Below are 24,142 nucleotides of genomic sequence, written 5' to 3' on the forward strand. Positions count from 1 at the left end.
GGGGGCGCGGGGCGGGCCTCGGGGGCGAGCTCGGTCACGCCTCCCGGTATCACGCCCGCCGCCGGCCGCCAACCTACTTGATCGTGACCACCAGCGTGGTGTCGATCTTGTCCCGCAGGCCCTTGATCGCGGTGACCGCCGCCGCCGCGACGACCTGGACGCAGGCGCTGCCGGGCTCGGGCACCGGATCCATCGCGATCTTGTACACGCCGGGCTCGTCGTCGAACTCGCTGGGCCGGTACGTGACCTTGAGCGGGAACCGCGCGGTCAGCGCGCCGCTGGCCTGGTGCTGCTCCCAGCAGCTGATCAGCTGGCCGCGCAGGTCGGCGCCGCTCAGGCGCTCGGTCACGACCGGAAAGGACTTGCCCGCGACCGGCGGGTCGGCGGTGATCGTGATCATCAGGCCGTCGGTGGCGGGCTTCTCGGGGGCCCGGGTCAGGTACAGGTCGGCCAGCGCCGGCTTGGCGATCTGCTTGGGGTCGAGGCCGCTGCCGTCGAGCTCGGTCAGCGCCGCCAGCGCCTCGCGCCGCAGGCTCGAGCCCACCGGGGCCGCGAGCAGGCACCGGTGCAGCACCCGCGCCGCCAGCTCGGCCTTGTCGGGCTTGGCCTTGGCCGCGCTCAGCGCCCGGCCGTAGGCGCAGTCGAGATCGGCCGGCACCGCGAGCTGCTCGCTCTCGTAGGTGGCCAGCGCCTCGGCGAGGTCGGCGATGGCGGCGTCGACCGACGCGGCCCGGGCGCCGCGCGCCGCCAGGTAGTCGCCCAGGGTCGAGCGGGCCTCGCGGACACAGGTCTGGTCGAAGCACCGCAGGCCGGCGGCGCAGTGGACGGTGGCGCCGCAGCTCTCGAGCTCGGTCGACAGCCGCTCGGGCGCGACCTGGCCCGAGTTCGACGCGGTGGCGCGGGTGTCGCAACCGGCCAGCGAGGCCAGCGAGGCCAGCGAGGCCAGCGAGGCCAGCGAGGCCAGCGTGCGGGCCGAGGCCAGCGTGCGGGCCGAGGCGGGCGCGGCGACGCGCGCAGGTGACGACGTGGATGGCATGGTCCCTCCGCGGGCGCGGGCCCGCGCCGGCAGCGTACCGCAATCCCGATCGGCGCGTCCGCCGCCGGCCCCCTCGCCTGCCGGTCACACCCGGCGCAGGATGTCGCCGAGCACGTCGCGGATCCCGGGGTCGCTCTCGATCTCGTAGTGGGCCCGCAGGATCGGGACGATGTCGGGGTTGTCGAGCGAGATCAGCGCCGAGCGCGCGGCGTCGCGCAGGATGCCCGCCTCCTGGCGCAGCACGCCGATCAGCACCTCGCCGGCCTCGACCGTCTGGATCTTGCCCATCGCGTCGATCGTCGCGCCCCGGACCCGCTGCTCGGTGGCGTCCTGGTAGATCCGGGCGAGCGGCCCCAGCGCGTGCGGGAAGTGCAGCCCGGTGATGGCCAGGAGCGCGGCCTCGCGCACGGTCGGGTCGGGATCGGCCAGGGCCCGGCGGACCGTCGAGAACGAGCGCTTGAAGTACAGGTAGCGCAGCGCCTTGACCGCGGCCCGCCGGACCGCCGGGTCGGGGTGGCGGAACATGAGCTCGAGCGGCGCCAGCGCGGCGTAGCTCTGCAGCTCGCCGAGCTGCTCGGCCAGGAGCACGAGGTTGTCGGGATCGCCGACCGCGCCGCGGGCGCCGGCGTCGGCGGTGGTCAGCATCACCACCAGCGCGCGCCGGCGGATGCCGTTGGGGTAGCGCAGGTCGCCGACCATCGCGGCGGCCACCGCCAGCGGGTCGCCGGCCAGCTCCCACTCGAGCAGGTCCGCGAACCAGATGTCGGCGTAGGCGTGCTGCTGCTTGAGGTAGTCGGGGAACGCCGGCGCGTCGGCGGCGCCGCCGGTGGCGCCCTCGTAGCGGCGCGCGACCGTGGCGTAGCGCGCGCGCTTGTCCTCGGCCAGCTCGAGCTTGGACAGGCGCTCGAACCCGCGCCGCACCCCGACGTAGTCGCCGACCGACGAGTACTGCTGGACCGCGGCCAGCAGCGCGTTCTCGACCATCTCGATCGGCAGGCCGTCGGCGGCGTACTTCTCGGCGCAGCGCTGCCAGGTGTCGGCGCTCTTGGCCTGGTAGCGCCGGTCGTACGGCAGGTGGACGTGCTGCGCGTACTGCGCCGCCTCCTGGTAGATCGTCGCGGCCGCGTGCAGCTCGCCGCGCTCGAGGGCGAGCCGCACGAAGTCCTCGTAGTACTGCAGCACGTAGAACTTGAGGTTGTCGCCGGCCAGCACCCGGATGCAGTTGACGTAGCCGAGCGCGATGTTCTCGAACTGGCCCGAGTCCTTGCCCAGCTTGAGCACGATCTGGAAGCAGTCGAAGGCGCGCTCGAGCTCGCCGGCCAGCTCGAAGTCGTCGGCGACCTGCTCGAGCCGGCGCTGGGCCTCGACCAGCGCGCGCCGGGCGTCGGGCGAGGTCGGATCGATGCGCCCGATCGCCGTGCCGATGTTGAAGTGCACCAGCGCCTGCTCGTACGGTCGCTCGCGCAGGCCGGCGTGGTTGGCCAGGCCCTCCCAGCCGGCCCGGGCCTTGTCGTGGGCCTTGGCCTTGTCCCACGCCACCGCCGCGTGCACCGGCCGGCCCGACTCGGCCCAGGCCGCGGCCGCCTCGGCCCAGCGCTTCTCGACCTCGGCCAGCCGCGCGCGCAGCTCGGGCGCGGCCGCGAAGCAGGCCTTGGCCTGATCGAAGTAGTGCAGGTACAGGTAGACGAACCCGGCCTCGCGGGCGCGGTTGAGGTGGCGGTAGCAGTCGGCCAGGCCCCGCAACCAGTCGTCGTACTCGTAGTCGACGACGTGGGTCTGGCCGATCAGGTCGCGGTAGGCGCGCTCGGCCTCGTCGTAGCGGCCCGAGGCCACGGCCTGCTGCGCCGCCGACGCTGCGCTCTCGATCGAGTGGAACGCGCGCCGGCTCACGCCCGCCCCCGGCCGTCGCCGCGCCGCCGCCCAGCGTCGCTGACGATGTCGAGCGCGCGGCCGCGCCGGCCCTGCCGCGACGCGAAGATCTCCGGCGACACGACCTGGCTGCGCTGGAGCGTGGCCACGAAGTCGGGCAGCTCGTCGGTCGACGGGCTGATGATGATGCCGTACAGGAACGCGTGGCTGGCCAGCTCGGCGACGACGTCGGGCGGCAGGTGGCACTGGCCGTGGGTGACGATGTAGAGCACGGTCTGGCGCCGGTGATCGCGGCTGGCGCGGGCCAGCTCGGCGCCGAGCTGCCGGAACACCTTGCCGTAGTTGCGCCCGCGCTCGCTCTTGAACGACAGCAGGTACGGCACCGGCACCTGGCCCGAGCGCGCGATCTTGACGGTCTCGTGCAGCCGCGAGTCGAAGAACCGCAGCCAGACCTCGTCGCCCTGCAGGGTCAGCTTCTTGAGCAGCGCCACGACCAGGCCGCGCGCGAACACCTGGCGCTGGCCGCGCATCGACGCCGACGAGTCGATCAGCACGTACTGCAGCCGGCGGTCCTCCTCGCGCTGGCGCTCACGACCGTAGTAGAGCAGCTCGTGGTCGACGACCTTCTGCTCGAAGATCTCGCGGTCGTAGGCCAGCTCGGACAGCACCAGCGAGTCGACGTTGCCCTTGCGCTCGATCGACGCGTAGCCGTCGACGGCGAAGGTCTGGACCGCGGTCGCGCGTCGGGTCTCGAGCACGCTGGGCAGGAGCTCGAGCGAGAAGTTGGCGACGTCGTGGGCCTCGGGCGAGCCCAGCGCCGCGAACAGGTCGACCAGGTCGACCGCGCCGCCCAGCGCGTCGCCGCCGGCGCCGTCCTTGAACATCCCGAGCAGGCGCACGGTGTCGAGATCGATCAGCTCGACCGAGGTCAGCACGTGCAGCGCGTGCTCGCCGAGGTGGGCCAGCAGGCTCCACAGCGGCTTGGCGTCGAAGTCCTTCCAGTGATCGAGCGGATCGACGTCGGCGTAGAGGCCCAGATCGAGCGGCAGCGGCGCCGCGGTCGTGCGCTCGCGCTCGCGCCAGCGGTGGAACGTGTCGCCGAGGATCCGGGTCAGGAGCACGCCGACCAGCTCGTCGCGCAGGCGCATGCCCGCCAGCTTCTCGACCACGTCCGAGGCGGCCACGGTCGTGACCAGGCGCCGGTACGAGTCGGTCAGGGCCTTGGCCTCGCGCGGGCCGCCCAGCTTGGCCAGATCGTCGCCGGTGCGCAGCACCCAGCCGCTGCCGCGCGGCGCGGTCAGGAGCACGCCCAGGTCGTGGATCACGAACAGCGGCAGCTGCACGCCCAGGCGGCTCAGCGCGTTGGACCACACCGCCGCGCGCACCCGCGCCATCGGGTTGTCGACCTGCACGCACGACAGCGCCAGCGAGGCCAGCTCGCGGGCCACCTGGCTTCGTCGTCGGTCGGCCGGGATCGCCATGGGTCAGGTCGGTCGGGCGCGCGCCGCCGCGCTCAGCGATCCGGGCCGGTGGGGGGGCGTGCCGGCGCCCTCGAGCGCGCGCGCGCCGAGGTTGACCAGGTAGCTGCGCAGGTGGGCCTTGGTCGTCAGCGCGGTGTCGGCGCCGGCCGCGCGGATCGCGGCGTTCGCGGCCGGGTCGCTCGAGATCGCGACGACGCGCCCGGCGAAGCCGCCGGCCCGCAGCGCGCGCGTGACCTCGGTGCCCGACTTGCGGCCGGGCCCGAGCGCGTAGTCCATGAACACCACGTCGAAGCCGGCGGTCAGGCACTGCGCGACCGCGTCGTCGGCGTGGGCGAACACCGCCACCGCCAGCCCCGGGATGCGGAACTGCTCGCCGCGCGCGGCCACGACGTCGTCGTAGATCGCCACCCCGGAGCGGCGGCACGACGTCGGCGGGCGCGGACGCGGCGGTCATGGTCACAGCCCAAACTTCGACGACGCGAACACGGTCTCGAGCAGCTGATCGACCTCGCGCAGCATCCGGGTCGAGGTGTCGCTGGGCATGGCCGCGAGCGCCGCCTTGATCTCCGACAGGTTCTTCAGCTGCGAGAACATCTGGATGTCGGACAGCTCGGTGCCCGAGGTCAGGAGCTCCCGGATCAGGTTGAGCTCGGCCAGCAGATCCTCGAGCGAGGCCTGGGGCCCGATGAACCGGCGCTCGGCCGGGTGCTCGCGGTAGTAGGCGTCGACCACCGGGTTGACGATCTCGGCCAGCAGCTCGACCTGATCGAGGTTGTTCCAGATGTGGCGCAGGACGAAGAAGTCGCCGTCGTGGACCCGGGTCCGGCCGTCGAACACCGCCGAGGCCGCGAACAGCTTGAGCATCTTGACGGCGCGCCGGTCCGACACGCTCACGCCCTCGCTGCGGATCTGGAAGATCAGCCCCTTGTACTTGGCCAGGAAGTCGTCGGGGAAGACCATGAACCGGTCGAACGACTGCTGGAGCGTGCGCAGCTCGACGGCGCTGACGATCGGCTTGAGCTTGTCGCCCTTGCCGGTCATGCGCGCGACCTCGAGCGCGATGCCCTTCTGCATCAGCTCGCCGAAATGGTAGCTGTCGAGGTTGTCCGACAGCACCCGCAGGAGGAAGCGATCGAACATCGCGCCGAGGCTGTCGTCGTTGGGCACCTCGTTCGAGGCCGCGAACAGCGAGATCAGCGGCACCTGGACCAGGTTGGGGCCGTTGCTGAACTTGCGCTCGTTGATGACGTGCAGGAGCGAGTTCAAGATCGCCGAGCTCGACTTGAAGATCTCGTCGAGGAAGACGATCTCCGCCGACGGCAGCATGTTCTCGATCCGGCGGGTGTAGCGGCCCTCGCGGAACGCGGCGATGTCGACCGGGCCGAACAGCTCGTTGGGCTCGGTGAAGCGCGTCAGCAGGTACTCGAAGTAGCGGGCGTCGACCAGCTTCGCGAACATGCCGATCATCGCGCTCTTGGCGGTGCCGGGCGGCCCGACGATGACCATGTGCTCGCCGGCGATCGCCGACACCAGCATCAGCCGAATGATCTCTTGCTTGTCGAGGAAGGCCGCGCCCAGGACCCGGGCCACCTCCTGCACGCTGGCGCTGGCGCGGGCGACGTCGACGAGAGCGGGGCCAGACGGGGGCGGATGCGAGGGCGAGGCCATGCGGGGGTCCCGAGTGTATATCATCCACCGACGGCGGCGGACGGCCCGGGCGCGGCCGGGTCGAGGTGGCGGAGCAGGCGGTCGGCGACCCCCGCGATCACCGCGTCGCCGAGCAGATCACCGACGGCGGCGCGCTCGAGGTCCCAGCGCCGGTGCCAGTCGGGCTCGTCGGCCAGCCCCGGCGGCTGCGCCAGCGCCGACGCGACCACGGCCAGCGCCGCCGGCAGCGCCGCGTAGGTCACCAGCCCGCGCGGCCGGCTCTGGCCCTGGCCCAGGGCGGTGACCAAGGGCGAGGCCTTGTCGTCGGCCGCGCCGACCGCGTGCAGGCCAGCCAGGTGGACCAGGAACGCCGCGACCGCGCGCACGTCCTCGCCCGGCGGCGTCCGCTCGACCAGCTGCTCGAACGCCGCCGCCAGCCGCGCGCACGCGGCCACCGAGCCGCCCGGCGCGGTCATCGTCGCGTAGGCGATCGCGCGCGCCAGCTCGGCGTCGCGCAACAGGAACACGGCGTCCTCCCAGTGCAGCGGCGGGCCGTTGGGCGCCGGCGCCACCAGCTGGGTCAGCGGGCTGCGCCGCGACAGCGCCGCCGCCACCGGCGCGACCTCGGGCCCGCCGAGCAGCTCGTCGAAGCCGGCCCGGCTCTGGTCCTCGCGCACGCGCCGGACGCCGCGCCAGGCGATCAACCGGGCCGGCGGGCGCTGGCCGAAGAAGCTGGCCTTGCCGGTCCACCACGTCACCTGCACGTCGGTGCGGCCCAGCCGGGCCAGGTTGTGGAGCAGGCCGTGGCGCGCCAGCACGCGCGTGCGATCGCGCGTGATCGGCTGCGACACCTGCCCGAGCGCGGCCCCGGCGATCCGGCGGCGCATGCGCTCGGTGATGAACGCCCCGTCGGCGTCGGGGTGGGCCAGCACCAGCGCGTTGTGCAGGCCGACCGCCAGCGCCAGCTCGTCGTCGCCGAACACCAGCGCCGGCGGCCGCGCGCACAGGGTCGCGAGCGCGTCGGTGCGAGCGTCGTCGACCGCGACCAGCGGCACGGTCGCCCCGTCGAGCTCGCCGCGCAGGCGATCGAGCTCGTCGTCGGTGAGCGGTCGGCCGACGTGGACCTCGCCGCCCGCGACCAGCGGCAGGACGAAGCGCTCGAGGAACGCGTGCGCGGTGATGCGCGCCATCAGCCGCTCGTGAGCTGCTTCTGCTCGGTGTCGGGGAAGCCCCACAGCGCGAACCGGCCCAGGGGATCGTTGACGACGGTCGGGTCGCCGGCGGCCGCGACCGCGACGTCGCGCACCTCGACCCGATCGGTCTCGAGCTTGGCGATCGCCCGGCGCTCGAGCGGGCCCAGCGCGCTGTCGGCGATCTGGAACGGCGCGCCGTCGCCGGTGAAGACCGTCCACTGGCCGCTGCCGTGATCGAGCGCGGCCGCGAGCACATCGGGCGACACCCGGGGCACGATCTCGAGGCCCAGCGGCACCAGGATGCCCGGCGCCTGCGCGGTCAGGAGCGTGCCCAGCGGCACCACGTCGATGCCGGTCGGCGCGACCACCAGGATGCCGCGATCGGTCACGACCGCGCGCAGGCCGCGCAGGCTCGCCGGCGGCAGCGCGAACACCAGCCGCTTGAAGTGGCCGGCCTGCGTCGTCGGGATCAGCGTCGCGGTGACCCGGCGCGCGCCGCCGACCGCGGGCGCCAGGCGCAGGTCGACGCCGATGACCTCGGGGCTGCGCAGGCCGTACGCGACCGGCGGGGCCGCGTCCTCGACCCCGAGATCGATCCGGGTCAGGTCGGCCAGGCGCGACAGCTCGAGCGGCCCCGGCACGACGTCGACCCGGTCGCCGGGCCAGAACAGGTGGAAGCTGTCCTCGGGCAGGATCGTCGCGCACGCCGACAGCTCGACCGGGTGGTTCCACCCGACCGCGACCGCGACGTTGGCGCCGGCCGGGGCGAACACGTCGATGCCGGGGGTGCCGACGCACAGCCCCAGGATGCGCTCGGGCAGCTCGCGCACGCGCAGCAGCAGGTAGCTGGGATCGGCGCCGCGCTCGAGGCCGGCGGTCGGCGCCCGCGGGGTCACCAGGCCGACCGTGGCGTCGACCTTGTTGCGCCACAGGTAGCGGATGACGCCGTCGCCCAGGCCGCGCGCCACCGCCAGGTACAGATCGCTGCGCTGCTCGGGCGACAGCCGGATCGAGCCGGGCGCGCGCCGGAGCGACAGCCGGAACAGCAGCCGATCGAGCGGCAGCGCCCCCTCGCGGACGTAGGCCTGCGTGAAGTCGTCGTCGTGGACCATGAACTCGACGCCGGCCGCCAGCGCGCCGATGTCGACCGCGTCGTAGCCGTAGGGCGCGCGATCGTCGCGGTACTTGACGAAGTGCTTCGACGTGCCGGTGTAGATCGCGCCGCCGACCAGCCGCGCCATCCGGGCCGCGCGATCCGCCGCGTACGACGACACCGCCGGGATCTTGAGGATCATCTCGCGGCTCATCAGCGGCGTCCGCACCCGCAGGATCTCGAGGCCGGCCACCAGCTCGTCGACCGAGGCCTCGTGCGAGTAGACCCGCAGCCACGACACCACGCCCTCGAGCGACGGGAACACCAGCAGGCAGAACCGGCCCAGGACCACGCCGCGCGTGTCGGGAGCGACCCCGGGCGTGACCATGCGGGTCTGACCGTGCGCGACGTGCTCGAGCGCCATCGCCGGCGACGGTAGCATCGGAGCCACACCGCGGGACACCCGCGCGCCGCCCGATCCCAGGTCGACGTCAGCGCGACCGCCGCGCGCGTCCCGTCCGGCGCCGGGCACCGTCGCCGTCGCCGTCGCCGTCGCCGTCGGCGGGCCGGCGGTTGCCCCGCCGCGCGCAGACGCACCGGGCGCGCCGCGCCGGCTGGGGGTAGAATACCGGGGTGGACGACGCGCCCCGCGAAGCGGCCGCGGCCCGGCCGGCCGGGCTGTCGAGCTACACGTGCCGCGCGTGCGGCGCGGCGCAGGCGCTCGCGCCCGGCGCCGAGGCCCTGACCTGCGGCCACTGCGGCGCGACCACGCCGATCGCGCCGGTCGCCCGGGCCATCGTCGAGCACGACTTCGAGACCGCGCGCACGCGCGTCCGGCGCGGCCCCGCCGCCGGGCTCACCGTCGGCGCCCGCGAGGTCCAGTGCCGGACCTGCGGCGCGCGCTCGGTCACGGCCCGACACGCCGACCGCTGCCCGTTCTGCGACGCCGCGCTGGTCGTCGAGCTGCCGCCGTCGGCGGACACGATCTTGCCCGACGCGGTCGTGCCGTTCGCGGTCGCCCAGGCCGACGCCGACGCCATCTTCCAGGCGTGGCTGCGCGCGCGCTGGTTCGCGCCCGGCGACCTCAAGCGCCGGGCCGAGCGCGGCGGCCTCGACGGCATCTACGTGCCGTACTGGCTGTACGACGCCGACAGCACCACCCGCTACACCGGCGCGCGCGGCGAGCACTACTGGGTCGAGGAGGCCTACACCGATCGCGATCGCCAGCGGCGGACCCGGCAGGTGCGCAGGACCCGCTGGCACGCGACCTCGGGCACGGTCCGGCTGCGCTTCGACGACGTCGCCGTGTGCGCGTCGAGCGGGATGCCGCGCAACCGCATGGCCCAGCTCGAGCCGTGGAAGCTCGACGGCCTGCGCCCGTTCGACAACGCCTACCTGGCCGGGTTCGTGGCCGAGCGCTACTCGGTCGATCTCGAGGACGGCTGGACCCGGGCCCAGGGGGTCATGGAGGGCCGGATCGCCACCGCCGTGCGCCGCGACATCGGCGGCGACGAGCAGCGCGTCCACAACCTCGACGTGCGCCACCGCGCGGTGACGTTCAAGCACGTGCTCTTGCCGGTGTGGGTGTCGAGCTTCCGCTACCGCGGCCAGGTCTACCGCGTCGTCGTCAACGCCCAGACCCGTGAGGTCGCCGGCGATCGACCGTGGAGCGTCTGGAAGATCGCGCTCACCGTCCTCGCGATCGCCGCGCTGATCGTCGGCGTCGTCCTGCTGGTGCACCGGCGGCCGGCGCCGGCCCCACCCGCGCCACCCGCGCCGATCAAGCCCGGCCCGGGGCTGACCGCGCCGCTGCCCGCGCCGGCCCCGTAGCCCCGGTCCGCCCGGCGGACACCGTCGATCGACGCCGGTCGACGCGCGCGCGGTTTGCATTTCGCCGCGCCGCGCCCGATGATCGCGGGTGCGATGGTCCCGGACGACGGCAAGCCGACCGCGACGACGTTGCGCATCAAGGTCCGGCACCCCGACCTCGATACGTTCGTCGAGCGGTTCGCGTCGCAGGTGACCCGCAGCGGGGTGTTCATCCCGACGCGCGCGCCCAAGCCGATCGGCACCGAGATCCGGTTCGAGATCCGCACCGCCGACGACCACCCGGCGCTGGTCGGCCAGGGGCTGGTGCGCCTGGTGCGCCAGCACGATCCCGCGCACCCGCGCGTGGTCGCGGGCATGGCGGTCGAGCTACGGCGGGTCGGGCGCGACAGCAAGGGCGTGCTCTTGCGCATGCTCGAGGTCCGCAAGCGCCTCGGGCTCGTCGACGGGCCCGGCGGGATGCCGCTGCCGGGCGAGCACGACCACGACGAGCCCAAGGACGACGTCACGGTCGCGCGCGCGCCGCGGCCGCGCCCGGTCGCCCCCGCGCCGCCGCCCGAGGAGCCGCTGCCGATCGCGCCGCCCCCGCCCCCGCCCCCAGCCGCGCCGACGCTGGCGCCGGCGGCGGTCCGGGCCCGCCCCCAGCTCGACCTGGACGCGGTCGCGGCGCCGGCGGTGGCCGTCGACGACGACCTCGAGTCCTGGCCCGAGGCCGCGCGCCCGCTCGCCGACGTGATCGCGCGGGCCCGGGCGCTGGTCGGTGACGACCTCGACGCCGAGCTGGCCGACGCCGCCGGGCCCACCCCGGTGGTCGACCTGGCGACCGCTCGCGCGGCCGCGGTCGCGGCGCTCGGACGACCGCTGCGCGCGTTGACCGGCGACGCGCGCGCCGCGCCGCTGCCGGTGCCGGCCGCGCCGGTGTCCGCGGCGGTCGTGACCGCGGTGGCGGCGGCGGTGGCCCCGCCAGCCTTCGATGACGCGACGGCGATCGAGACCCCGACGTTCCCGACCCCGGCCGAGCCGTCGCCGGCCGCGGCGGCGATCGCGGCGGCGATCGGCGCGCGCGAACCCGCCGCCGGCACCGACGCCAAGGCGCGGACCAGGGCCGCCACGGCCGAGGCCGCGGGCGCCGCGACCCAGGCCCGGGCCGCGCGCGCCCAGCGGGAGCGCGCCAAGCGCGAGGCCAACGACCGCGCGCTGCGCGAGCGCAGCACACGCATCCAGCGCGAGCTCGACGCGCGCGCGCGGGCCCAGCGCGATCGCCCGCCGGCGCCGCCGATCGATCCGCTCGCCGCCCTCGATCTCGACGACGGCCCGCGCCCGGCGCCGACGGGCGACACCACCCGCAAGGTCGACGCGGCCAGCCTCGCCGCCGAGGCCCTCGGCGCCGCCGACCTGCGCTCGTCGCTGTCCGGCGCCGGCGCCGATCTGCAGTTCCTGGAGGCGCTCGTGCTCGACGAGGCCCCGGCGCCCCCGCGCCGGCGCGCCGCCCACACGGTCCCGCGCACCACGCCGCCGACCCGGCCGCCGCCTGCCGCGGCGGCGCCGCCCGCCCCGGACGACGACGACGGGATCGAGATCTCGATCGACGTCGACGATTGACCGCCCGCGACCCGGCGGCCAGGCTTCGACAGGTCCGGCAGGTCTCGGGGCCCGGCGGGCACGGTTGTCCTGCTATATGAGCCGTCCGTGACCAACGACAGCGACGACCGAGGCGAGACCCGCCGCCAGATCGCCCGCCGCGCCCGCCGCCAGAGCGGCGACCGGTCGGCCCGGGCCGCGCACGCGCTGATGGAGATGTCCCCCTCGGCCCTGGGCCGGCTCGGGCTCGACGGCGATCTGCGCGTCGAGGTCGACCGCGCCCGGAAGATCACCTCGCTGATCGCGCGCCGGCGCGAGGAGCGGCGTCTGGCCGGGGCGCTGCGCAAGCTCGACACCGACGAGCTCGAGGCCCGACTGGCCAAGGTCGCGCAGGGCGGCAGCGGCGACCCGCGGCCGTTCCAGCTGGCGGAGGCCTGGCGCACCCGCCTCCTGGACGGCGGCCCGGCCGCGACCGAGGCGTTCATCGCCGAGCACGCGCCGCCGCCGGCGCCGGCCCTGGCGGCGCTGGTCGAGCAGGCGGTGACCGAGCGCGCCACCGGCAAGCCCCGCGGCGCCGGCCGGGCGCTGTTCCGGCACGTGCTCGCGGCGCTGACCCAGGCCGCGGCCGACCCCGACGCCGACGCGGACGACGCGGACGACGTGGACGGCGCGGACGGCGCGGACGCCGACGACGAGGCGTAGGCCGCGGCCGACGGCGCGGACGGCGACGACGAGGCGGAGGCCGCGGCCGACGACGCGGACGGCGGCGACGAGGCGGAGGCCGCGGCCGACGGCGCGGACGGCGGCGACGAGGCGGAGGCCGCGGCCGACGGCGCGGACGGCGGCGACGAGGCGGAGGCCGCGGCCGACGACGACGACGCGGACCGCGACGACGAGGCGGAGGCCGCGGCCCGATCGCCCGGCGCCCGCCTTCCGATCGCGCGCTTCGTGGTTACCGTGTCGGCATGCCCCTTACCCGCCTGGTCGTCGGAGTCGATTTCTCACCCTCGTCCGAGGTCGCGGTCAACCGGGCCGCCGAGATCGCCGCCCACCACGGCGCCGAGCTGGTGCTGATCCACGCCGGCACAGTGCCCGAGCGCCCCGAGGTGCCCGCCTCGATGCGGGCCGCGCGCGACGCCTACGTCGAGGTCCTCCGCGTCCAGCTCGCCCACGATCGCGAGCGCCTGGCCGCGATGCGGGAGCGGCTGGTCCGGTCCGGGATCTCCGTGTCCCAGCTGATCGTCGATCGGTTCCCCGACGACGCGCTGGTCGAGGCGGCCACCGAGCTGGGCGCCGATCTGATCCTGACCGGCGCCCGGGAGCGCGGCGCCGCCGCGCGCTGGCTGCTCGGCTCGGTCGCCGCCAAGGTGGTGCGGGCGGCGCCGTGCAGCGTCCTGTGCGCGCGCCCGGGCGATCCCGATCGGGGCTTCTCGCGCATCGTCGTCGGCACCGACTTCTCCGAGGGCGCCGACGCGGCCCTGGCGCGCGCGGTCGACGTCGCCGAGCCCGGCGCCACGATCGACGTGGTCCACGCGTTCGAGCTCGGCTGGGGCGCGGCGGTGTCGCCATCGGATCTCGTGGTCGGCGAGCAGGTCGTGCGCGACGACGTCCGCGCGGAGGTGCTCGAGCGCGGCGCGGCGCTGCTGACGCCGTGGCGCGACGCCGGCGTGACGATCCGCTTCCACGCCCACGACGCGCGCCCGCGCGACCTGCTCCGCGCCCAGGCCACGGAGCTCGAGGCCGACCTGATCGTCGTCGGCGGCGTCGGCCACCGGGGCCTGCGCCGGTGGCTGCTCGGCAGCGTCGCCGAGGACATCGTCAACGACGCGCCGTGCTCGGTGATGGTCGCGCGCTAGTCCGCGCGGCCGGACGCCGTCAGCGCGCGAGGGTCGCGACCGGCGCCAGCGGCGCGGTCCGCGCGTCGACGGTGCCGAGCTCGACGAACGCGCCGTCGACCATGACCACGTACGGCCGGTGCTCGAACGCCAGGTGGCCGGCGCCGTCGTGGCGCACCACCTCGAGCAGGCCCATGCCGTAGCCCATCGGGCCGCGGGCGTAGTAGTGGATCTGCAGCGTGTAGGGCGCGGCGGTGGCGCGGCCGCGGATCGTGAAGCACTCCGGGCCGTAGCCGGTGGTCACGTCCTCGTACAGCGATCCGCCCGAGGCCAGGTCCTTGTGCTGGTAGTACGCGTGGTCGCCGCGCGCGTCGGTGATGTGGAAGTCGACGTCGTTGGCGTCGGTCTCCCAGTACAGGACGAAGCGCAGCGTCGGGTCGGTGGCGACCCGCGCGCCGGCCTTGGCGACCCGCGCGGTGATCGCGGCGCGCTCGGCCGGGGCCCGGGCGATCCACGCCGCCGCGACGATGCCGAGATCCTCGGACAGGATGCGGGTGCCGCCCCGGAAGCGATCGGCCGGGTACGACTGCGCCAGGCCGCGCTCGAGCGCGGCGAACGCGCCGGCCAGATCGTCGGCGCGCACCAGCTCCCACGCCAGCAGCCGGTGCCCGGTCAGGTGATCGGGGCGCTGCTCGACCGCGGTGCGCAGGGCGTCGATCGCCAGGGCGCGGCCGACCGCGCCGACCCGGGCCAGGCGCTCGGCGGCGAAGCGCCGCAGATCGGCGCGGGCCGGGAACAGGTCGATGATCGAGCCGTAGGCGCGGGCCGCGAGCTCGAGCTGCTTGCCGCCCTCGGCGACCTCGCCCAGGGCGAGCAACGCCAGCACGTCGCCGGGATCGCGGTCGCGCCAGGCCCGCGCCGCCGCCAGCGCGTCGTCGACGCGCCCGGTCGCCAGGGTCGCCATCACCTGCGCGAACTCGCCCTGCAGCGGCGGCGGTCCGCTCGGCTTCTCGGCCGGGCCAGGAGCGGCGTCCGCGCCGCTCGCGACCGCGCCGCTGGCGCCGCGGCCCGCGCTCGACGTCGCCTGGGTCCGCGCCTGAGGTGCGGGCGGCGGCGGTGGCTCCGCGGCCGGGCGCCGCTCCTCGGCCTCGCGACCGGGCGCGCGCGCCGGCTGGTCGTTGCGGTCCGCGACCGCGTCGTGGTCGACGTCGGGCTCCGCGCTGGTCTCGTCGAGGTCGGTCGCGCCGTCGCCGTCCTCGGCCTCCCCGGCCTTGTCGGCGATCTTCTGCAGCTCCTTCTTGAGCCCGTCGCGCTCGACCTGCTTGGTCGCGACCACCGGCTGGGCCAGGAACACCAGCTCGCGGCGCTGCTCGACGGTCAGCCCGGCCGGGCCGACCGTCAGGATGTCGGCCAGCGCGGTGCGCGCGATGCCGAAGCGCGCGTAGTCGGCCTCGGTCTCGAGCACCAGGAACGCGGTCAGGTCCGACATCACGCGGTGCTTGGTCGACAGCGCGACGATCCGCTTGGCCAGGGTCGCGCGCTCGGCGGGCACGGTCGCGGCCACGCGCTCGGCGGTCAGCCGCGCGATCTCGACGCCGACCGCGGCCCGGGCCAGGAGCGGCGCCGGCACGGCGACGGGCGTCACGGTGATCGCGCTGGCGCCCGCGCTGACCCGCACCGCGCCGGTGGCGCCGCTGCCGAGCTGCGCGAGGATCACGGTCTCGTCGCCCGGCTGGACACCGTCGAGGGTCCGCGGCCACACCCAGCGCGCGCCCGCGACCGCGACCGTCAGGCCCGAGCGCGTCGTCAGGCCGAGCCGGCGCGCGACCTCGACCGGGCCGCGGCCGCCGTCGATGATCGCGCCGTCGTCGCGCAGCGCGCCGCGGGTCAAGCGCGCGGCGCTGGCGCGATCGCGGATGCCGCCGACCAGGACCACGTCGAGGCGCTGGCTCGCGGCGGCCAGCGCGGCCAGCGCGCCGGTGAGCGCGGCGTCGTCGCCGACCGTCGCGACCGCGTCGCCGATCACGACCACGCGCGGCGATCGCTGGGCCGCGGCCCAGCGCAGGGCCCCGGCCAGATCCGACGCGCCGAGCGCCGCGCGGGCCATGAGCGGCGCCCGGGCCGCCGCGACCCCGCGCGCCGGGCCGCGGTAGACCTCGACCACCTGCTGGTCGAACGCGGCGATCGTCACCGGCACCGCGTCGCCGTGGGTCCGCGCCAGCTCCGCCACCGTCGCCATCAGGCCGTCGACCTGGGCCGCGTAGCCGAGCGCGCGCGACGCGCTGGTGTCGAACAGGATCGTCAGGCCGGCGATCGGCGCCGGGCTGGCGGTCGCGAGCGGATCGATCGTGACCGCGATCAGGTCCCCGGCGCGGATCGCCGCCGGCGCGGCGCCGAGGCTCACCGTGAGATCGCGATCCGGCGTCCACGCGCGCTCCGCGAACGTCGTCCGATCGTAGGCGGCGCCGACGCGGTCGGGGCGCGCCACCGAGACCTCGGCCGAGATCGAGCCCAGCGCCGGCAGGCCGCGCAGCGGCAGCACGTAGCTGCCGTGGACCTCGTGGGCGTACGCGATGATCAGCTCCTTGTCGCCGTGGGCGGGGATCGGGAACACCCGGGCCGAGAACTGGTTGCCGGCCTCGTTCTCGAGCAGCGCCGGATCCTGGCGGCGGTGGAGGAAGTCCTCGTAGGCGCGGCGCGCGGCCATGCGCTCGACCACCTCGGCCTCCATCCAGCCGCGCTCCTGCCGCATCGCGAACCGCGACAGCGCGGCGCCGTCCGGCAGGGTGATCGCGAACCGGCCCTCGAGCGTGCGATCGAGCGGGTTCGTGAACCGCAGGTGCAGCTCGGTGAACGCCAGCGGCCCCTCGACCACGGCCTTGGCCTCGAGCTGCGTCAGCTGCAGGCCGGTGCCGTCGGCGGCGGTCAGCGAGATCGGCGGCCCGTCGGTCGCCAGGAGCGAGCCGCCCGAGGTCGCCGCGATCAGCGCCACCGGCGCGGCGCCCGCGGCCACCGCGGGCACCGGCGCGACCGTGGCCACGTTCGGGGCTCGGGCCGCGGTCGGTTCCGGCGTGGTCCCGCCGCAGGAGATCGCGCAGCACACCAGCAACGCACGTCGGGTTCGAGCCATGCTGCTACCACGCGCCAGCCGGCCGAAGGTTCTGCGCCGCGGCCGATGGGCGCACGCGACGGGCCGACGACGGGCCGCACGGGTCGCGACCGCTCCCCAGGCACCGAATGATCGCGGCGACTTGGTCGGTCCGCGGTCAGGTGCCGTCGAGGCCGGGGTGCGCCAGCCGGGCGATCGTCGCCTCGGGCTCGCCGCCGGTGGCCTGCCACACGTCGATGATGTGGTCGGCCTCGGTCCGACCGGTCTCGGCGATCGCGACCAGTGGCCGCAGGAGGTCGACCGCGTCTGGGGCCTGGCGCGCCAGCCCCGCGGCCGCGATCGTGACCAGCTCGCGCGCGAGCACGCCGACGGTGGTGCCGCCGACCGGCGTCGCCAGCCCGGCGCGCGGCACCAGCTCGGCCAGCTCCTGGCGAGCGTCCCAGTCGAGGCCCGCGGTCAGCGCGATCGCGGCCGCGCGCGCGTCGGTGTCGTACAGGAGGCCGCGGCACAGCGGCGCCAGCGCCGCGACCATCGGGAACGAGCCGCAGTCGCAGCCGCGCACCTCGAGGTACCGCTTCATGCGCGCGTCGGGGAACAGCGTCGACAAGTGCAGGGCCCAGTCGGCGTTGGTGGCGCGCGCGCCGTCGTAGCCCTCGCGCAGGAACCGCCGGAAGGTCAGGTCGGTCACCGTGCGGTAGCCGCCGCGATACAGGAAGTACATCGGCACGTCGAGCGCCCACTCGACGTAGGCCCGGTAGACGTCGTCGCGCTCGAACGCGAACCGCAGCAGCCCGGCGCGGGCGTTGTCGGTGTCGCGCCAGATGTGGGCGCGGTAGCTCTGGAAGCCGGACACCTTGCCGTCGACGATCGGCGACGACGCGAACAGCGCGGTCAGGATCGACGACACGCCCAGCAGGCAGCGGAGCTTGGCCGCGGCGTCGACCTCGTCCGACCAGTCGAAGTTGGCCTGGACCGTGGTCGTGCGCTGCATCATCTCGAGACCGCGGCTGCCCACCGTCGGCATGTACGCGCGCATGAAGTCGTAGCGGTGCTTGGGCATCCAGGGCACCTCGGCACGGGTGCCGAACGGCCGGAACCCGATCGCCAGCCAGGCCAGGCCCAGCGGCCGGCTGATCTCGGCCAACGTCGCCTGATGCTCAGCCAGCGCGGTCACGAGCTGCCGGTCATCGGCCAGCGGCCGCGACGCCAGCTCGAGCTGGCCGCCGGGCTCGATCGTGATCTGATCGTCGCCGCGGGTGAGCGCGATCACGTGGCCGCCCTCCTCGACCGGCGTCCAGCCCCGGGCCGCGAACCCGGCGAGGACCGCGCCGATCCCGTCGGCGCCGTCGTACGCGGGCGCCGTGCCGGCCGCGGGGCCCCGGGCCCGGACACCGATCAGCTCGTGCTCGCTGCCGACCCGCCAGGCCGCACGCGGCTTCTCGGCGTCGCGGAAGTAGGCGACGAGCTCGTCGACGTTGGCCAGGGGGACGGCGTCCGATTCGTCGACGAGGTGCACGGGGGCCGCACTCTACCCTGACCGGCTCGTCCGTCAACCGGACGCGCGCCCGCCCACGGCCGCCCGCGCGCGTAGCGCCGGCGTGGCTTCCGGGATAGCGTGTCCGCGTGTTCGACCGCGCGACCGTGTTCTCCGAGCCGGCGTTCGCCCACGGGCGCGACCGCCTCCTCGCGCTCCTGCGCCAGCACGCCTTCGCCGAGCGCGAGGTGGTGCTGGCCTCGGGTCAGCGCTCCAACTTCTACGTCGACTGCAAGCGGGTCAGCCTCGACGCCGAGGGCGCGTTCTGGATCGGCCTCTTGATCCGACGCGTCATCGACGAGCTGGTGCCGGACGCCGGCGCGGTCGGCGGCCTGACGCTGGGCGCCGACCCCATCGCCACCGCGATCGCGGTCGCCAGCTACCAGGCGGCGCGCCCGCTGCATGCCTTCATCGTGCGCAAGGAGCCCAAGGGCCACGGCACCGGTCAGTGGCTCGAGGCCGCGGCGCGCCTCGACCCCGCGCGCCCGGTGGTGATCATCGAGGACGTCGTCACCACCGGCGGCTCGACGATCAAGGCGATCGAGCGCGCCACCGCCAGCGGGCTCACGGTGGCGGCGGTCGTGGCCCTGGTCGATCGGCTCGAGGGCGGCCGGGCCGCGGTCGAGGCCCACGCGCCGATGTGCGCGCTGTTCGATCGCCGGGACTTCCTGCCGTGATCCGATCGGGATCGATCGCGCGCTGGCCGCTGGCGCTGGTGGTGGCGGCGGCGGCGTGCGCCCGCGCCCCTGGGCCGGTCGATCTCACGGGCGCGTGGCCGACGCAGGCCGGCGACTACGACGCCGTCAACCGTGCCTGGACCCGGCGCGCCACGCTGCGCGCCGACTTCTCACAGATGCTCGAGGTGATCGCGACGTTCCACGCGCCGCCATGGCACGCGGCCCGGGCCGCGCGCGCGGCCCGCCAGCGCGGCGGCCCCACCGACGAGATCACCGCGGCGGCCCGCGCCGACGCCGAGGGCGAGCTCGAGTTCGCGCTGGTGGTCACGACCCACGATCGCGACGAGAACGACCTCGACCGCGGCGAGCGCTCGGTGTGGCGGCTGGCGCTGGTCGACGAGCGTGGCGTCGAGACCCCGCCGAGCTCGATCGTGCGCGACAAGCGTCCGCCCACGGTGCTGCGCGCCGAGCTGCCGGAGTTCGGCGACTTCGCGGTCGCGTACCGGGTGCGGTTCCCGCGCACCGCCGCGGCGCTGGGCGCCGACGTCCGCGCCACCACGCTGCGCATGTGGAGCAGCCGCGGCGCGGTGTCGCTGCAGTGGCGCGCGGCCGGCCGCTAGGGCTGCGGGCGCGCTACTTCTTGCGCGGCGTGCCGCCGGGCCGGCGCGCCTTCTTGGGCTTGCGGCCGAGCATGCGATCCCAGAACGACTGCGGCTGGTAGCCGTCGTCGAGATCGGCGAACGACTCGGGGCTCGCGCCGGTCGGCTCGTGGCCGGCGCGGAAGAACGCCTCCTCGTCATCGGAGAAGGTCGCGGCGATCGAGCCGGCGGTCGCCTGCGCGTCGGCCCGGACCTTGTCGACCTCGCGATCGCGGCGCGGCGCCTCGGCCACCGGGGTCGTGCTCGTCACGGCCATCGCGGCGGCGACCACCGCGCTGGCGTCGCTCGCGGTCTGGGTCACGCTCTCGATGAGGATGCTCGGCCCGGCGGTGGTCCTGGGTGCGGCGTCCGCCTGCTTCACCGGGATCTCCCCCGACGCCCGGCGCTCGCGACGCGGGCGGGTCAGCTCGCCCGAGGTCGACGCCCCGGCCCCCGAGGCCTCGCCCTCGACGGCGTCCTCCTCTGGCCGCGCCTTGGCCTCGGCCTTCGTCTCCGCGGTCGCCTTCGCTTTGGCCTCGGCCTCCGTCTTGGCCTCGGCCTCCGCCTGGACCTTCGCCGCTTCCTCTGCCCGCACGGCGACCTCCGCCGTGGCCTTCGCGTCCTCCTCGGCCTTCGCCTTCGCGACTTCCTTGGCCTTCGCCTCTGCGTCCTCCGCGGCCTTCGCCTTGGCCGCTTCCTCCGCCTTGGCCTTCGCCTTCGCGTCTTCTTCCGCCTCGGCCTTCGCCTTGGCCTTCGCATCTTCCTCGGTCTTCGCCTTCGCGTCTGCCTCCGCCTTCGCCTCGGCCTTCGCCTTCGCGTCTGCCTCCGCCTTGGCCTTGGCCTTCGCATCTTCCTCGGCCTTGGCCTTGGCCTCTTCCTCGGCCTTGGCCTTCGCCTCTTGCTCCGCCTTGGCCTTCGCATCTTCCTCGGCCTTGGCCTTGGCCTTCGCCTCTTCCTCGGCCTTGGCCTTCGCCTTCGCCTTCGCCTCTTCCTCGGCCTTGGCCTCTTCCTCGGCCTTCGCCTTCGCCTCTTCCTCGGCCTTGGCCTTCTTCGCCTCTTCCTCGGCCTCGGCCTTCGCCTTCGCCTCTTCCTCGGCCTTCGCCTTCGCCTCTTCCTCGGCCTTCGCCTTCGCCTCCGCCTCGGCCTTCGCCTTCGCCTCTTCCTCGGCCTTGGCCTTCGCCTGGACGGCCGCCGCAGCCGCGGCCGCCGCGGCGTCCTCGCGCTCCTCGGCCTCGAACCCCGACAGATCGATCGTCGGCCCGCTGCCGGGGAAGAGCCGGTCGCGCTCGCCCGCGTCGGTGAGCGTCTCGAGCTTCTCCCGCGACTCGTCCCGCGACGCCCGGGGGCTGATCTCGCCGGCGAGGATGGCCGACGGCACCACCGGCGACAGCGCGCCGGTGTCCATGCCGATCGTCCGCGGCACCAGCGCGGCCCAGTCGACCTCGACGATCGCGTGGCCGCGCGGCTCGGTCGGACGCTTGCCCTTCTTGCCGCCCTTGCCCTTGCTCTTGCCGCCCCCGACCTTCTCCGAGCCCTCGCGCAGGATCGGCGTCGCGACGACGCCGGCGCCGCCGACCAGCCACTCCTCGAGGGCCAGCATCGCGCGGTGCGGCGTGCGCGGTCGCCCGGCCTCGCGTCGGCGCAGGATGCCGACCTGGGCCGCGCGCTCGGCGATGCGCAGCGTCTCGAACACCCGGTACGGGCTATCCTCGAGCGCGTCGGCCACCGTGCGGTGGCCGTCGAACAACCGCAGCACGCCGTGCACCTCGGTCGGCAAGGCCTTCGAGTAGACCTTCATGACCTCGCCGTCGTGCTCGTAGACCGCGGCCGGCGACAGCACGCCCGAGGCGGCGCGCAGATCGATCAGGAAGCGCTCGGCGCCGACCAGCAGCTCGTCGGAGCTCATCGGGATCTGCTGGCGCCGCACGACCAGCTCGTTGCGCAGCTCGAACCGGGCCTCGGTCCACAGGAGCAGCTGGTGCAGCGCGCCCTGCCCGTGGAGCCCGCCGACCTGCGCCGAGGTGACCTCGCCCTCGAAGAACCGGATCTCGCCGCGCCGCAGCCCGCGCAGCATCAGCAGCGTCCCGGTCGCGCCGATCGCCGCCAGCGCGCGCACCAGGTAGAACACGCCGAAGCTGTCCCCGAGATCGCCGTCCATCACCGAGCGGTTGCCCGGGCGCCGGCCGGCCAGGATCCGGCCGATCGTGACGACGTCGCGCACGAACGCCGGCCCGGTCATGACCGCGGTCGCGCCGGCCGACAGCGCCTGCTCACGCGAGACGCCGTTGCCGACGTAGAGGACCGGCGGCGCGCCGCGCGTGGCGCCGGCGGCGACGAGCCGCACGAGCATGTCGCGGGCCGCCTCGGCGCCCGCGGCGCCGGCGATCACGACGGCGGCGTGCTCGAGATCGGGCAGCACCGCCTCCACGTCGCCCGCGACCACCGGCATGCCCTCGCGCTCGAACCCCAGCCGCACGCCGTCGGCTGCGCGCGGATCGCCATGGACCACGATGACTTTGGGAGTATCGGTCATGACCTCGGAAACCGGCCTGGAGTATAACCACGGGGCCGGCGACCGCACTCGGGTTCGCGCGCAAAACCACCGCCGTCCGTCGACGACCCCCGTGCTCACCCTCGAGATCATCAGCGGCACCTCGCCCCGGCCCAGCTACGAGCTCGCGGCCGCGGTCGTGACCCTCGGTCGAGCCACCACCAACACCGTGATGGTGACCGACTACCACCTGTCGGGTGAACACGCCCAGCTCGTCCGCGACGGCGCCGGCTACCGCTTCCGCGACCTGCGCTCGACCAACGGCTCGGCGGTCGAGCGCGCCGGCGTCCGGACCACCGTCGACGGCAAGATCGGGCACGAGCTGGCGCTGGCGCCCGGCGACCTCCTGCTCCTGGGCGATCCCAAGAGCCCCGTCGTCATCCGGGTCGGGTTCGCCGAGACCGCGGCCGAGGAGCCGTCCGCTGGCGACGACGAGCTGGCCGATCGCCTGATCGCGTCGCGCTCGATCATCGACCTGCCGGCCGTGCGCGATCAGATCGAGCACGATCCCGGCAGCGCGCTGCGCATCTACAAGGCGCTGCAGCCCCTGTCGGGCCGGCTCGAGCACGCCGCGGTGCTCGAGGCCATCACCGAGGCCACGTTCGAGATCCTGACCCGCGCGACCCACGTGACGATCCTGCTGCGGTCCGAGGCCGACAAGGATCGCTTCACCCTGGCGACCCAGCGCGCCCGGCACGAGCAGCGCCCGAGCGACCCCGGCATCGATCCGATCCGCGCCAGCCGCGCGATCCTGCGTCGGGTGCTCACCGACCGCGCCGCGATCCTCACCGCCGACGCCCAGCACGAGATCTCGTCGTCCGAATCGATCATGGGCGGCCACATCAAGAGCGTGATCGCGGTGCCGCTGTGGCGCGGCGACGAGATCACCGGCCTGCTCGAGGCCGACCACCGCCAGGCCGCGGGCATGTTCGACGAGGGCGACCTCGAGGCGGCGCTCTTGATCGGCGCCCAGGCGGCGCTGGCGCTCGACAACGCCGGGCTGGTGTCGCGCCTCAAGCTGGCCGAGGAGCGCGCCCGGGGCGAGAACACCTACCTGAAGAAGCGCGAGGAGCGGCAGCGCTTCCCCAACATCATCGGCGACTCGCCGGCGATGCGGGCGGTGTTCAACCAGCTCGACAAGGTCATCGACACCCGCGCCACGGTCTGCATCGACGGCGAGACCGGCACCGGCAAGGAGCTGATCGCCTCGGCCATCCACTACAAGTCGGGCCGCAAGGACAAGATGTTCGTGGCCCAGAACTGCGCCGCGCTGCCGGAGAACCTGCTCGAGAGCGAGCTGTTCGGGCACAAGCGCGGCGCGTTCACCTCGGCGGACGCCGACAAGAAGGGCCTGTTCGAGATCGCCGACGGCGGGACGCTGTTCCTCGACGAGATGGGCGAGATGCCGCTGGCGCTGCAGGCCAAGCTCTTGCGGGTGCTGCAGGAGGGCACGATCCGCGCGGTCGGCGCCACCAGCGAGAAGCAGGTCGACGTCCGGATCCTGTGCGCGACCAACCGTGACCTCGCCGCCGAGGTCGAGAAGGGCCGGTTCCGCCAGGACCTCTACTACCGCCTGATGGTGTTCCCGATCCGGCTGCCGCCGCTGCGCGAGCGCAAGGAGGATATCCCGGCCCTGGCCCGTCACTTCCTGGCCCGCTACGCCGAGGAGTATCGGGTCGAGCTGACCGGGTTCACGCCCGAGGCGCTCGACGCGCTCACCACCTACGGCTGGCCCGGCAACATCCGCGAGCTCGAGAACGAGGTCCAGCGGGTCGTGATCCAGGCCGAGCCCGGCGTGCCCATCGAGGCCACGGATCTGTCGCCGCGGCTGCGCAAGATCGAGGGCACGGTCGCCAAGGCCCAGCCCAAGAAGGGCACGCTGCGCGAGATGATGGATCAGGTCGAGCGCTGGCTGATCACCGAGGCGCTCCGCGATCACAACGGCAACAAGACCCGGACCGCGGTGACGCTCGGCATCACCCGCGAGGGCCTGCACAAGAAGCTCGACAAGCTCGGCCTGTAGCGGCCCGGGCGCGCCAGGCCGACGGGCCGCGCGCCGATGACGGTCACC

17 protein-coding genes are annotated in these 24,142 nt (G+C 74.8%); 7 read left to right on the plus strand and 10 right to left on the minus strand.

What is annotated here, in order from left to right; translation table 11 throughout:
• Positions 1–73: 73 nt before the first annotated feature.
• From IPL61_07160 to IPL61_07190, 7 genes are all read right to left on the minus strand, one after another.
• Positions 74–1,036: a hypothetical protein gene (locus IPL61_07160; protein MBK9031101.1), complete on the minus strand. Its 963-nt coding sequence runs from the start codon at positions 1,034–1,036 to the stop codon at positions 74–76.
• Positions 1,037–1,120: 84 nt separating this feature from the next.
• Positions 1,121–2,926 carry a HEAT repeat domain-containing protein gene (locus IPL61_07165; GenBank protein MBK9031102.1) on the minus strand — a complete coding sequence of 602 codons (1,806 nt, stop codon included), beginning with the start codon at positions 2,924–2,926 and terminating at the stop codon, positions 1,121–1,123.
• The gene (locus IPL61_07170; GenBank protein MBK9031103.1) at positions 2,923–4,386 is read right to left on the minus strand and encodes a hypothetical protein; all 1,464 of its coding nucleotides are present in this window, start codon (positions 4,384–4,386) and stop codon (positions 2,923–2,925) included. The genes IPL61_07165 and IPL61_07170 overlap by 4 nt, the downstream gene beginning before the upstream one ends.
• Positions 4,387–4,389: 3 nt before the next feature.
• Positions 4,390–4,794, minus strand: coding sequence for a hypothetical protein (locus IPL61_07175; protein ID MBK9031104.1), 405 nt, complete (start codon positions 4,792–4,794; stop codon positions 4,390–4,392).
• A 48-nt stretch (positions 4,795–4,842) separates the two neighbouring features.
• Positions 4,843–6,054, minus strand: a complete 1,212-nt coding sequence (locus IPL61_07180; protein ID MBK9031105.1) for an AAA family ATPase — start codon at positions 6,052–6,054, stop codon at positions 4,843–4,845.
• A 20-nt stretch (positions 6,055–6,074) separates the two neighbouring features.
• Complete coding sequence (locus IPL61_07185) at positions 6,075–7,223, minus strand: hypothetical protein (GenBank protein ID MBK9031106.1); 1,149 nt, start codon at positions 7,221–7,223, stop codon at positions 6,075–6,077.
• Entirely contained in the window at positions 7,223–8,743 is a 1,521-nt protein-coding gene (locus tag IPL61_07190) for a hypothetical protein (GenBank protein ID MBK9031107.1), read from the minus strand. Before IPL61_07190 ends, IPL61_07185 begins: the two co-directional genes overlap by 1 nt.
• Positions 8,744–8,952: 209 nt before the next feature.
• Between IPL61_07190 and IPL61_07195 the strand changes: the two genes are divergently transcribed.
• The 4 genes from IPL61_07195 to IPL61_07210 all read left to right on the plus strand — a co-directional run bounded on the left by IPL61_07195 (position 8,953) and on the right by IPL61_07210 (position 13,583).
• Positions 8,953–10,149 (plus strand): hypothetical protein, encoded by a 1,197-nt coding sequence (locus IPL61_07195; GenBank protein MBK9031108.1) that lies wholly within the window; start codon positions 8,953–8,955, stop codon positions 10,147–10,149.
• A gap of 93 nt (positions 10,150–10,242) precedes the next feature.
• Positions 10,243–11,748, plus strand: a complete 1,506-nt coding sequence (locus tag IPL61_07200; GenBank protein MBK9031109.1) for a hypothetical protein — start codon at positions 10,243–10,245, stop codon at positions 11,746–11,748.
• Positions 11,749–11,835: 87 nt separating this feature from the next.
• Positions 11,836–12,429, plus strand: coding sequence for a DUF615 domain-containing protein (locus tag IPL61_07205; protein MBK9031110.1), 594 nt, complete (start codon positions 11,836–11,838; stop codon positions 12,427–12,429).
• 263 nt (positions 12,430–12,692) lie between these two features.
• Positions 12,693–13,583, plus strand: coding sequence for a universal stress protein (locus tag IPL61_07210; GenBank protein ID MBK9031111.1), 891 nt, complete (start codon positions 12,693–12,695; stop codon positions 13,581–13,583).
• 19 nt (positions 13,584–13,602) lie between these two features.
• On the opposite strand, the gene IPL61_07215 is transcribed toward IPL61_07210, so the two are convergent.
• Positions 13,603–16,602: a hypothetical protein gene (locus IPL61_07215; GenBank protein ID MBK9031112.1), complete on the minus strand. Its 3,000-nt coding sequence runs from the start codon at positions 16,600–16,602 to the stop codon at positions 13,603–13,605.
• 226 nt (positions 16,603–16,828) lie between these two features.
• Positions 16,829–18,187, minus strand: a complete 1,359-nt coding sequence (locus tag IPL61_07220) for a glutamate--cysteine ligase (protein ID MBK9031113.1) — start codon at positions 18,185–18,187, stop codon at positions 16,829–16,831.
• A 125-nt stretch (positions 18,188–18,312) separates the two neighbouring features.
• Here IPL61_07220 and pyrE point away from each other — a divergent pair, with 125 nt between their 5' ends.
• Together pyrE and IPL61_07230 are read left to right on the plus strand one after the other, a co-directional pair.
• Complete coding sequence (gene pyrE / locus IPL61_07225; protein ID MBK9031114.1) at positions 18,313–18,882, plus strand: orotate phosphoribosyltransferase; 570 nt, start codon at positions 18,313–18,315, stop codon at positions 18,880–18,882.
• Complete coding sequence (locus tag IPL61_07230) at positions 18,879–19,502, plus strand: hypothetical protein (protein ID MBK9031115.1); 624 nt, start codon at positions 18,879–18,881, stop codon at positions 19,500–19,502. The genes pyrE and IPL61_07230 overlap by 4 nt, the downstream gene beginning before the upstream one ends.
• A 13-nt stretch (positions 19,503–19,515) precedes the next feature.
• Here the strand turns inward: IPL61_07230 and IPL61_07235 are convergent, their stop codons facing one another.
• Positions 19,516–22,152, minus strand: a complete 2,637-nt coding sequence (locus tag IPL61_07235; protein ID MBK9031116.1) for a DUF4388 domain-containing protein — start codon at positions 22,150–22,152, stop codon at positions 19,516–19,518.
• Between IPL61_07235 and IPL61_07240 the strand changes: the two genes are divergently transcribed.
• Complete coding sequence (locus IPL61_07240; protein ID MBK9031117.1) at positions 22,145–24,094, plus strand: sigma 54-interacting transcriptional regulator; 1,950 nt, start codon at positions 22,145–22,147, stop codon at positions 24,092–24,094. The genes IPL61_07235 and IPL61_07240 overlap by 8 nt on opposite strands.
• The last annotated feature ends 48 nt before the right edge of the window (positions 24,095–24,142 follow it).

The organism is Myxococcales bacterium, assembly GCA_016717005.1.
Taxonomy (GTDB): domain Bacteria; phylum Myxococcota_A; class Polyangia; order Haliangiales; family Haliangiaceae; genus UBA2376.